The sequence below is a fragment of the Jiangella rhizosphaerae genome (assembly GCF_003579925.1).
In the GTDB taxonomy this organism is placed as follows: domain Bacteria; phylum Actinomycetota; class Actinomycetes; order Jiangellales; family Jiangellaceae; genus Jiangella; species Jiangella rhizosphaerae.
On the sequence record NZ_QUAL01000392.1, the window covers coordinates 1 to 10,738 of the forward strand.

The following is a 10,738-nucleotide window of genomic DNA, read 5'->3' on the forward strand; positions in this document are numbered from 1 at the left end:
CGGGTCGCGGCGGAAGCGCTCGCGCAGCCGCAGCTCGGCCGGGCGGAGGGCGAGCCGGGCACGGCCGGCCCGGGCGGCGCGCCGGCTCAGCGGCAGCAGCAACAGCCGGACGAGCACGACGACGACGAGGATGGCGACCCCGGTGGCGGCGTCACCGGCGAGCGGCTCCGCAGCGGAGGAGAGGGCGAGGACGAGCTCGGAGACTGCCTGGGCAGGTGTGTCGAGAACGGACAGCATGACGGGACCCTTCGGAACGAGAGCACATGGACGGACAGCTGAGTGGGATCAGCTGCCCGGACGGAGCTCTCGGCCGAGGGCGGGCGGCGGCGTCGGGGTCGGTCTGCGCGATGACGACGGGAGGAGCGGCGGCCACGCGGCGCAGGCCCGGTGCGTTGCGCGCACCCACGACCGTGCGCGAGCGGGACGTGGCCAGCATCGCCAGCACCATGATCAGGACGGCCAGCAGCGCCACCACGCCGGGCGCCGTGCCCAGGGGCGTCGCGAACAGGCCGGCGAGCACGGCCGCCACGACGCCGGCCGCCGCGCCGAGCCACCGAGTCATGGCGACAAGGGTAAGGGCACTCAGGCGGACGGGACCACGAGGCGCCAATCCGCGCCGACTACGGCGTGTCTACGGCAGCCGAGCCGGAATCGCGCTTAGCGTTTCATCATCCTCAGGTTGACATAACTATAAACCTCAACTTGAGGGTGAGGGTTTGAACTCGACGAAAGGCGATGTCCAGTGACTGCTCCGCAGAACTACCTCGCGGTGATCAAAGTCGTCGGCATCGGCGGCGGCGGAGTCAACGCGGTCAACCGCATGATCGAAGTCGGCCTCAAGGGCGTCGAGTTCATCGCGATCAACACCGATGCGCAGGCGCTGCTCATGAGCGACGCCGACGTCAAGCTCGACGTCGGCCGCGAGGCGACGCGGGGGCTGGGCGCCGGCGCCAACCCCGACGTCGGCCGCAAGGCCGCCGAGGACCACGCCGAGGAGATCGAAGAGGTGCTCAAGGGCGCCGACATGGTCTTCGTCACGGCGGGCGAGGGCGGCGGCACCGGCACCGGCGGTGCGCCCGTCGTGGCCCGCATCGCGCGCTCGCTCGGCGCGCTGACCATCGGCGTGGTCACCCGCCCGTTCATGTTCGAGGGGCGACGGCGCGCGCTGCAGGCCGAGGCCGGCATCGAGGCGCTCAGGGAAGAGGTCGACACTCTGATCGTCATCCCGAACGACCGGCTGCTGTCGATCAGCGACCGCCAGGTCAGCGTGCTCGACGCGTTCAAGAGCGCCGACCAGGTGCTGCTCTCCGGTGTCCAGGGCATCACCGACCTCATCACCACGCCGGGCCTGATCAACCTCGACTTCGCCGACGTGAAGTCGGTCATGAGCAACGCCGGCTCGGCGCTCATGGGAATAGGGTCCGCCCGCGGCGAGGACCGCGCGGTGGCGGCCGCCGAGATGGCCATCTCCAGCCCGCTGCTCGAGGCGTCCATCGACGGCGCCCACGGCGTCCTGCTGTCGGTGTCCGGCGGCTCCGACCTCGGGCTGTTCGAGATCAACGAGGCGGCCAACCTGGTCGCGCAGGCGGCACACGACGACGCCAACATCATCTTCGGTGCCGTCATCGACGACGCGCTCGGCGACGAGGTCCGGGTCACCGTCATCGCCGCCGGGTTCGACGGCGGCCAGCCGGTCCGCCGCGAGCTGGGCACCGTCAAGAAGCCCGAATCGGCGTCCGGGGCATCGGGCCCGGCCGCCGCCGGGGGCATCGGCTCGGTCGCGACGGCCACCCCGGCCGCCGCGAAGCCGAGCGACCAGGGGGACACGGGCGGCGACGACGGTGACGGCGCACCCGCCGCGCCGCCCGCCCCACCCCGCGAGCAGCGACGCATCGTCCCGGCCACGCCCAGCGACGACCTGGACGTGCCGGACTTCCTGAAGTAGTGCTCCGCGACACCAGCACCGCGGGGTCGGTCAGGTTCGCCTTCACCGACCGGCACGGTGGCGTCAGCGCGGCTCCCTACGACGAACTGAACCTCGGCGGGCACGTCGGCGACGACCCCGCTGCGGTCCGGCGCAACCGCGAGCTGCTGGCGGCGGCCATCGGCCTCGCGCCGGGCGCGGTGAGCTACATGAACCAGGTGCACGGCAACGCCGTCGCCGTCGTCGAGGGGCCGTGGGCCGGACCCGCTCCTGAGGTCGACGCGCTGGTGACGACGCAACCGGGTCGCGCGCTCGCCGTCCTCGTCGCCGACTGCGTGCCGGTCCTGCTGGCCGACCCGGACGCCGGGGTGATCGCCGTCGCGCACGCGGGCCGGCCCGGGCTCGCGGCGGGCGTCGTCCCGGCGGCCATCTCGGCCATGCGCGACCTCGGCGCCCGCAAACTGGTCGCGCGGGTCGGGCCGGCGGTCTGCGGCCGCTGCTACGAGGTGCCCGAGGCGATGCGGGCCGAGGTCGCCGCCGTCGTCCCGGAGGCGTGGGCGGTCACCCGGCAGGGGACGCCGGCGCTGGACGTCCCGGCCGGCGTCGTCGCCCAGCTGCGCGCCGCCGGCACCACCGTCGAGACCGTCGCGACCTGCACGTTCGAGGACCCGCACAGCTACTCCTACCGGCGCGACGGCGTCACCGGACGGTTCGCCGGGCTGGCGTGGATGAGTCAGGCGTGATTGGTGTGACTGCTGCGACACGTGGGCGTGTCGCGCTCACAATCCCCGGATCCGGCGATTCCCGGGTCTAGTGTCTGGATCAACAGGGGACCGTCCACCCACTAGCGCGGAGGACTTGAATGGCCGGCGCAATGCGCAAGGTTGCGGTCTACCTCGGCCTCGTGGAGGACCGAGACCGCTACGACGACGAGTACGACGAGTACGAAGCCGACGACGAGGCGTACGTCGAGGAGTTCGACGACGAGCCCGTCGAGGAACCGCGTCGCGAGCGGGCACCCGAACGCGAGCGCGAGCACACCGCGACGGTGGCCTCGCTCGCCGACCGCCGGCCCGTCGCGGCAGTACGAAGGGCACCCGCCATGCGCGAGGCACGGATCACCACGCTCCACCCGCGGACGTACAACGAGGCGCGCACACTGGGCGAGCACTTCCGCGACGGCACGCCCGTCATCATGAACCTCTCCGAGATGGACGAGGCCGACGCCAAGCGGCTGGTCGACTTCGCCGCGGGCCTCATCTTCGGCCTGCGCGGCAGCATCGACCGCGTCACGGCCAAGGTGTTCCTGCTCACACCCGCGGACGTCAGCGTGACGGCCGAGGACAAGGCCCGCATGGTCAGCGGCGGGTTCTTCAACCAGAGCTGACCTGGGCCGGGCGTGAGCCGCGAACTGAGCGAACTCGCGCCCGGCTCGCCGTGTCCAAGTCATCGTTCCGAGCCGACGTCAGGTAAGTTCAGGTGTTGTGTCGGCTGTGAGTCAGATTCTCTCCGCGGTGTTGTGGCTGTTCTTCATCGCTTTGCTGGTCCGGCTCGTGGTCGACTGGATTCAGGTCTTCGCGCGCGAGTGGCAGCCCAAGGGGCTGGTGCTCGTCGTGCTGGAGGCCATTTACACGGTGACCGACCCGCCACTGCGGGCGATTCGTCGCGTCCTTCCGCCGTTGCGGATCGGCTCGGTCGCCCTAGACCTGGCGTTCATCGTGCTCATCATCCTGGTCCAGATTCTGCTTGTTGTTGTCGGATCCCTAGGATGACGCGGTACGGTGACATTCTGCCTATGCCCACATCCGAGGTGACGCTATGCCACTGACGCCCGAGGACGTCCAGAACAAGGAGTTCACGACGGTCCGCCTGCGCGAGGGTTACGACATGCAGGAGGTCGACGAGTTCCTGGACGAGGTCGAGGCCGAGCTCGCGCGCATGCAGCGGGAGAACGACGAGCTGCGCGACAAGCTCTCCGCCGTGACCCGTGGCGGCGGAGTCGCCGCGTCGGCCGAGCCCATCCAGGCTCCGCGCCAGCCCGAGGCGCCGAAGGCCCCCGAGGCCCCGCCGTCGGCCGCGGCCGCCGTCCCCACGGGCGTGCAGCCGAGCGACGCCGCGGCGAAGGTGCTCGCCCTGGCCCAGAAGACGGCCGACGAGCTGGTCGCCGACTCCAAGGCCGAGGCCGACCGCCTCATGAACGAGGCCCGCACCCGTGCGGAGAAGCTGGACTCCGAGTCCAAGGCCAAGGCCGCGAAGATCGAGCAGGACGCCCGGCAGCGGGCCGACTCGATCGAGCAGGAGGTGCAGAAGCGCCGGGCCCAGGTCTTCGGCAAGCTCGAGTCCGACCGTGCCGACCTCGAACGCGAGCTCGAGACCCTGCGCGCCTTCGAGCGCGAGTACCGCAGCCGGCTCAAGTCCTACCTCGAGCGCGAGCTGCGCAAGCTCGAGACCGGCGGGGTCGACGAGGCCGACACCGGCGTGGGGCAGGTCCCCGCGGCGGCGGCGGGCGGCGGCGGTGCGCCGCAGCCGGCCGGCCCGAGCGGCGGCAACGCCCAGGCGGCGCAGACCGGCGGTTCGCTCCGGTCGGTCGCCAGCCTGCTCGACGACGAACAGCGCTGACGGAGCACGCGGAAGGGGCCCGACGCCGGCGGTGATCCGCCGGCCGGGCCCCTTCGCGCGTCAGGCCTGCACCCGGCGCACCCGGAACGTCAGGCCGAGGTCGGCGTCGCCGTGGTCGGGCAGACCGGGCAGCGCGTCCAGGCCCTCGTGCACGGCCGTCGCCAGCACCTCGTCGGCCAGCAGCGCGTGGTGCTCGCGCAGCGCGGCCGCCATCTGGTCCAACGCCGACCACGCCAGCTCGATGCGGTCGGACACCTCGAACCCGGACGACTTGCGCGCCTCCTGGACCAGCCGGACCGCCTCGCGGACCAGACCGGCCCGCACCAGCTCGTCGCTCAGCGTGAGGTCCAGCGCGACCGTCTCGCCCTCGCGGGCGACCGCCCAGCCCTCGCGCGGCGTCTCGGTGACGACGACGTCGTCCGGCGCCAGCTCGACCGTGCCGAGGCCGGGGACGTCGAGCGTCGCTCGAGCGTCCGACTTCAGCGTCGCCGCCAGCGCGGCGGCGTCGGTCGCCGCGATCGCCCGCGCCACCTGCGGCGTGTCCTTCGCGAACCGCTTGCCCAGCGACCGGAAGTTCGCCTTCGCCGACACGTCGACGAGATCCTCGCCCGCGCCGGCCTCGGCCAGCGACAGCACCGACGCCACGTTCAGCTCGTCGGCGACCTCGGCGCGCAGCTCCGGCCGCAGCGTCTCCCAGCCGCGGGCGCCGACCAGCGCACGCGACAGCGGCTGGCGGGTGCGCACCTTGGACTCCGCCCGCGCGGCCCGGCCCAGCTCGACCAGCCGGCGGGTCAGCGACATCTCCGCCCGCAGGGCGTCGTCGATCAGCGAGTCGTCGGCCTCGGGCCAGGTCGCGGCGTGCACCGACGACGCGGCGCCGGGGACGGCGGGCACGACGAGGTCCTGCCAGACCCGCTCGGTGATGAACGGCACCATCGGCGCCATCAGCCGGGTCAGCGTCTCGACGCACTCGTGCAGCGTCGCCAGCGCGGCCGGGTCGCCGTCCCAGAACCGCCGCCGCGACCGCCGGACGTACCAGTTCGACAGGTCGTCGACGAACGCCGTGAGCCGCGCGCCGGCCGCCTGCGTGTCGAACCCGTCCAGCGCGGTGTCGACGTCGCGGACCAGCCGGTGCAGCTCCGACAGCGCCCAGCGGTCCAGCACCGGCCGCTCGGCGACCGGCGGCGCCGCGTCGGCGCCCGGCCGCCAGCCCGCCGTCCGCCCGTACAGCGACAGGAACGAGGCGGTGTTCCAGTAGGTCAGCAGCACCTTGCGGACGATCTCCTGCAGGCCGGCGTGCCCGACCCGGCGCGGCAGCCACGGCGACCCGCTGGCCAGCATGAACCAGCGGACGGCGTCGGCGCCGTGCTCGTCCATGAGCGGCATCGGCTCGAGGATGTTGCCCAGGTGCTTGCTCATGCGCCTGCCGTCCTCGGCCAGGATCAGCCCGAGACAGACGACGTTCTCGTACGACGACCGGTCGAACACCAACGTGCCCACGGCCATCATCGTGTAGAACCAGCCGCGGGTCTGGTCCAGCGCCTCGCAGATGTACTGCGCCGGGTAGGTCTTCTCGAACGCCTCCACGCTTCCGGGCGCGTACGGGTACCCGACCTGCGCGAACGGCATCGCGCCGGAGTCGTACCAGACGTCGATGACGTACGGCTCGCGGCGGAACGTGCCGGGCACGCCGGGCAGCGTGAACGTGACGTCGTCGACGTAGGGCCGGTGCGGGTCGAGCTCGGAGAGGTCCTGACCGGCCAGCTCCGACAGCTCCGCCAGCGACCCCACGCACACCATGCGCGAGGGGTCCTCGTCGTTGCGCCAGATGGGCAGCGGCGTGCCCCAGTACCGGTTCCGCGACAGCGCCCAGTCGACGTTGCCGCGCAGCCACTCGCCGTAGCGGCCCCACTTGATGGTCTCGGGGTACCAGTTCGTCTTCTCGTTCTCGCGCAGCAACGCGTCCTTGATCTGCGTCGTGCGGATGTACCAGGACGGCTGCGCGTAGTAGATGAGCGGCGTGTGGCAGCGCCAGCAGTGCGGGTACTCGTGCTCGTACGGGACGTGCTTGAACAGCACGCCGCGGTGCTCGAGGTCGTTGACGAGGTCGGCGTCGGCGCGCTTGAAGAACTGGCCGCCGACCAGCGGGACGTCCTCGGCGAACGTGCCGTCGGAGCGCACCGGGTTCACCACCGGCAGGTCGTAGCGGCGGCAGACCCGCAGGTCGTCGGCGCCGAACGCGGGCGCCTGGTGCACCAGCCCGGTGCCGTCCTCGGTGGTGACGTAGCCGTCGACCACCACGAAGTGGGCGTCGGGGATGTCGACGAGCTCGAACGGGCGCTGGTACGTCCACCGCTCCATCTCAGAGCCGGTGAACGACGCCACCACCACGGCGTCCTCACCCAGCACCGACGCCAGCAGCGGCTCGGCGACGACGAGGGTCTCGTCGGATCCGGCCGCCCGCGCGGCGACGTAGGTGACGTCGGGGTGCGCGGCGACCGCGGTGTTGGAGACCAGCGTCCACGGGGTCGTCGTCCAGACCAGCAGCGACGCCCGGCCCGCCAGCGGTCCGCCGGTCAGCGGGAAGCGCACGTACACCGACGGGTCGACGACGGTCTCGTAGCCCTGCGCCAGCTCGTGCGACGACAGCGCGGTCTCGTCGCGCGGGCAGTACGGCGACACCCGGTAGTCCTCGACCAGCAGGCCCTTGTCGAAGATCTGCTTGAGCGACCACCACACGCTCTGGACGTACGACGCGTCCATGGTGCGGTAGGCCTGCGAGAGGTCGACCCAGTAGCCCATCCGCTCGGTGAGCTGCTCGAACGCGTCGACGTGACGGAGCACGGACTCGCGGCACTTCTGGTTGAAGTCGGCGACGCCGTACGCCTCGATGTCGCTCTTGGCCTCGAAGCCGAGCTCCTTCTCGACGGCGATCTCCACCGGCAGGCCGTGGCAGTCCCAGCCGGCCTGACGGGGGACGTGGTAGCCCTTCATCGTCCGGTAGCGCGGGAACACGTCCTTGAACGCGCGCGCCTCGATGTGGTGGGTGCCGGGCATGCCGTTGGCGGTCGGCGGACCCTCGAAGAAGGTCCACTGCGGGCGGCCCTCGCTGTTCTTCACCGTCTGCGCGAACACGTCGTTGTCGCGCCAGAAGGCGAGGATGTCGTGCTCCAGCGCCGGCAGGTCGACCTGGGCGGGCACCTCGCGGTAGCCGGTCGGCTCGGTCATCGGTTCTCTCGTATCCTCCGTCAGCAGATCCGACGGAGGGACGAGGCGGACCCCGCGGTACCACCCTCCTTGGCCGGCTCCCGGCGGGAACCGCACCCTCTTCGTTCGCGCGGCCGGGTCTACTGGGCGCCGTGACGCCGTTCTTCCGGCGGCTCGGGGGTGATCTTCGCCCGCGCCCGTGTCGCCGGGCTCGCACCGTCCCCGGCTCGCTCCTGACCGTCGACGCGGGGTACTCGTCCCCGTCCACGCCTGCTCGCGTACCACAGAGTGTACGCGCGACTACCCTTGGCCGCGTGCGCGTGACGATCCGGGTGCGTCCGGGTGCCTCCCGGACGGCGGTGGGCGGCCGGTACGGCGACGCTCTCGTGGTGGCCGTCCAGGCGCGGGCCGTCGACGGCGCCGCCAACCGGGCCGCGCTGGAGGCCCTGGCCAGCGCACTGGGAATACGCCGGCGGGAGGTGACGTTGCTCACCGGAACGACCAGCAGGACCAAGACTGTCGAGGTCCCGGACGCGGCGGCATCGCGCCTGGCAGATCTCATGCGCGAGGCGGATTGATGACGGGCGGGTCACGATCTATTCTCACGGCACCTGGCTCTTGCGCAGGGGTGGGTGGGCGGGGCTGACGGGGGAATTGGAAGGTGGCGAGGCAGATGGCGGGTGCGAAGGCGAAGGTGGACACCGTGGCCGGAAACAGCGAGGTCGAGGCCGCTGAGGCGGCCGCCCTGGTGGTCCGCGAGGACGAGGACCCGTGGACGGAAGCGGAGCTCGCGGAGGTGCGCGAGCAGCTGAACGCCGACGCCACGCGGCTGCGCGAGGAGATCGCGGAGGCCGAGGCCGAGATCGCCGACCTGCTGCGCAGCAGCGACACCGGCGGCGAGGACCAGGCCGACACCGGCACCAAGACGTTCGAGCGGGAGCACGAGATGTCGCTGGCGGCCAGCCACCGCGACATGCTCATCCAGACCGAGCGGGCGCTGGGGCGCATCGAGAACGGCACGTACGGCATCTGCGAGAACTGCGGCAACCCCATCGGCAAGGCCCGCCTGCAGGCGTTCCCGCGGGCCACGCTGTGCATGACGTGCAAGCAGAAGCAGGAGCGCCGCTGACGGACGGAGGGCGCCGGCGCACCGGCGTCCTCCTGGCCGTGGCCGCCGCGGTGCTCGCGGCCGACCAGCTGACGAAGATCCTGGCGGTCGCGCTGCTCGATCCGGGCCGCGCGGTTCCCGTCCTCGGCGAGGTCGTGCAGTTCCGGCTGATCCGCAACCCGGGCGCCGCGTTCAGCCTGGCCACGAACATGACACCGGTGCTGACGGTGGTCGCCATCGTGGTCGTGCTGGTGATCGTCGCGGTGAGCCGGCGGGTGGCGCACCGGGGCTGGGCGGTGGCGCTCGGCGCGGTGCTGGGCGGAGCGCTCGGCACCGTCACCGACCGTATCTTCCGCATGCCAGGCGCGTTCCGCGGCCACGTCGTCGACTTCGTCGAGCTGCCGAACTGGCCGGTGTTCAACGTCGCCGACTCCGCCATCGTCACCGGCGCCGTGCTGGTGGCGGTGCTGAGCGTGCGCGGCGTCCCGCACGACGGGGCACGCCGGCGCGAGGTGGTCGCGACGTGAGCGAGCACCGCAGCCTGCCCGTGCCGGACGGGCTCGAGGGCGAGCGCCTGGACGCCGCCCTGGCCCGGCTGTTCGGCTTCTCCCGCAGCAGGGCCGCCGCGCTGGTCGAGGACGGCCACGTCGTCGTCGACGGCGACGTCGCGCTGAAGTCCACCCGCGTGCGCGGCGGCTCCTGGCTCGAGGTCGAGATCCCGTCGCCGCCCGCGCCCGTCCAGGTCGTCCCCGAGCGGGTCGAGGGCATGCGCATCGTCCACGACGACCCCGACGTCGTCGTGGTCGACAAGCCGGTCGGCGTGGCGGCGCACCCCAGCCCCGGCTGGACCGGCCCGACCGTCGTCGGCGGCCTGGCCGGCACCGGGTTCCGCATCTCCACCAGCGGCGCGGCCGAACGACAGGGCATCGTGCACCGGCTCGACGTCGGCACCAGCGGGCTCATGGTGGTGGCGAAGTCCGAACGCGCCTACACGTCGCTGAAGCGGCAGTTCAAGGAGCGGACGGTCGACAAGGTCTACCACGCGGTGGTCCAGGGCCACCCCGACCCGTCCCGCGGCACCGTCGACGCGCCCATCGACCGCCACCCGCACCACGACTACAAGTGGGCGGTCGTCGCCGGCGGCAAGCCCAGCGTCACCCATTACGAGACGCTGGAGGCGTTCCCGGCCGCCAGCCTGCTCGAGATCCACCTCGAGACCGGGCGGACGCACCAGATCCGGGTGCACCTCAGCGCGCTGCGGCACCCGTGCGTCGGCGACCTCACCTACGGCGCCGACCCCACCCTGGCCGCCCGCCTCGGGCTGGCCCGCCAGTGGCTGCACGCCATGCGGCTGGGCTTCGAGCACCCCGGGGCGGGGGAGTGGGTGGAGTTCTCCTCCGCCTACCCCGACGACCTCCAGCACGCCCTCGACGCCCTCCGCCCGCAGTGACCCCGCGCCGTCCTGGCGAGGCGGCCGGCGGAGAGCGGCCGTCTCGCCATGTGAACTGACGGGTCCGGGTCGTGGACAGGCGGCGAGCCGGGCCGGTACCGTCGCCGTCATGCGCACGTATCTCGCCTTTATCGAGCCGGCCCGGGTGGCCGGCCGCGTCGAGGCGTAGCGCGGCCTTCCTCCGAGTCGGCTCACGAGGCTTCAGGCATCGGCCTGGGGCCTCTCGTCATGTGGCCCGAGCGGCCGGCTCGCCGAGATGGACCGCCGCTCACGGAAACAGGAGCATCCCGTGACCGCATCTCCGCACTCCGGCGTCGACCCGGCGACCCGCACCGGCGCCGTGCCGCCCGCGCATGGCCCGGCCGCACTGTTCGGCGCGCCCCGGCCGCCGGTCATCGCGCCGCCGGGCGCCGGCGGCGACCTCGACCAC

The 10,738-nt window shown here is 72.4% G+C and carries 10 protein-coding genes and 1 pseudogene; 9 read left to right on the forward strand and 2 right to left on the reverse strand.

Annotation, left to right across the window (positions count from 1 at the left end):
- A pseudogene (locus DY240_RS26520) lies at positions 1–237 on the reverse strand (preprotein translocase YidC); the annotation flags it as partial.
- Between the two features lie 505 nt (positions 238–742).
- On the opposite strand from DY240_RS26520, the gene ftsZ reads away from it, so the two are divergent.
- From ftsZ to DY240_RS26545, 5 genes are all read left to right on the forward strand, one after another.
- Positions 743–1,945: a cell division protein FtsZ gene (gene ftsZ, locus DY240_RS26525; protein ID WP_119662676.1), complete on the forward strand. Its 1,203-nt coding sequence runs from the start codon at positions 743–745 to the stop codon at positions 1,943–1,945.
- Positions 1,945–2,667 carry a peptidoglycan editing factor PgeF gene (gene pgeF / locus DY240_RS26530; RefSeq protein WP_119662677.1) on the forward strand — a complete coding sequence of 241 codons (723 nt, stop codon included), beginning with the start codon at positions 1,945–1,947 and terminating at the stop codon, positions 2,665–2,667. Before ftsZ ends, pgeF begins: the two co-directional genes overlap by 1 nt.
- Positions 2,668–2,786: 119 nt before the next feature.
- Positions 2,787–3,311 (forward strand): cell division protein SepF, encoded by a 525-nt coding sequence (locus DY240_RS33920; protein ID WP_119662678.1) that lies wholly within the window; start codon positions 2,787–2,789, stop codon positions 3,309–3,311.
- A 106-nt stretch (positions 3,312–3,417) separates the two neighbouring features.
- A complete protein-coding gene (locus DY240_RS26540; RefSeq protein ID WP_197682826.1) occupies positions 3,418–3,696 on the forward strand; it encodes a YggT family protein in 279 nt (92 codons plus the stop codon).
- A gap of 46 nt (positions 3,697–3,742) precedes the next feature.
- Positions 3,743–4,543: a DivIVA domain-containing protein gene (locus DY240_RS26545; RefSeq protein WP_119662679.1), complete on the forward strand. Its 801-nt coding sequence runs from the start codon at positions 3,743–3,745 to the stop codon at positions 4,541–4,543.
- 60 nt (positions 4,544–4,603) lie between these two features.
- Here the strand turns inward: DY240_RS26545 and ileS are convergent, their stop codons facing one another.
- On the reverse strand, positions 4,604–7,771 hold the full coding sequence (gene ileS / locus DY240_RS26550; RefSeq protein ID WP_119662680.1) for an isoleucine--tRNA ligase: 3,168 nt from the start codon (positions 7,769–7,771) through the stop codon (positions 4,604–4,606).
- A 293-nt stretch (positions 7,772–8,064) separates the two neighbouring features.
- On the opposite strand from ileS, the gene DY240_RS26555 reads away from it, so the two are divergent.
- From DY240_RS26555 to DY240_RS26570, 4 genes are all read left to right on the forward strand, one after another.
- Positions 8,065–8,328 carry a DUF167 domain-containing protein gene (locus tag DY240_RS26555; protein WP_119662681.1) on the forward strand — a complete coding sequence of 88 codons (264 nt, stop codon included), beginning with the start codon at positions 8,065–8,067 and terminating at the stop codon, positions 8,326–8,328.
- Positions 8,329–8,453: 125 nt separating this feature from the next.
- Positions 8,454–8,879: a TraR/DksA family transcriptional regulator gene (locus DY240_RS26560; RefSeq protein ID WP_199702514.1), complete on the forward strand. Its 426-nt coding sequence runs from the start codon at positions 8,454–8,456 to the stop codon at positions 8,877–8,879.
- Positions 8,852–9,385, forward strand: a complete 534-nt coding sequence (gene lspA, locus DY240_RS26565) for a signal peptidase II (protein WP_199702517.1) — start codon at positions 8,852–8,854, stop codon at positions 9,383–9,385. Before DY240_RS26560 ends, lspA begins: the two co-directional genes overlap by 28 nt.
- Positions 9,382–10,308 (forward strand): RluA family pseudouridine synthase, encoded by a 927-nt coding sequence (locus tag DY240_RS26570; RefSeq protein ID WP_119662683.1) that lies wholly within the window; start codon positions 9,382–9,384, stop codon positions 10,306–10,308. The genes lspA and DY240_RS26570 overlap by 4 nt, the downstream gene beginning before the upstream one ends.
- The last annotated feature ends 430 nt before the right edge of the window (positions 10,309–10,738 follow it).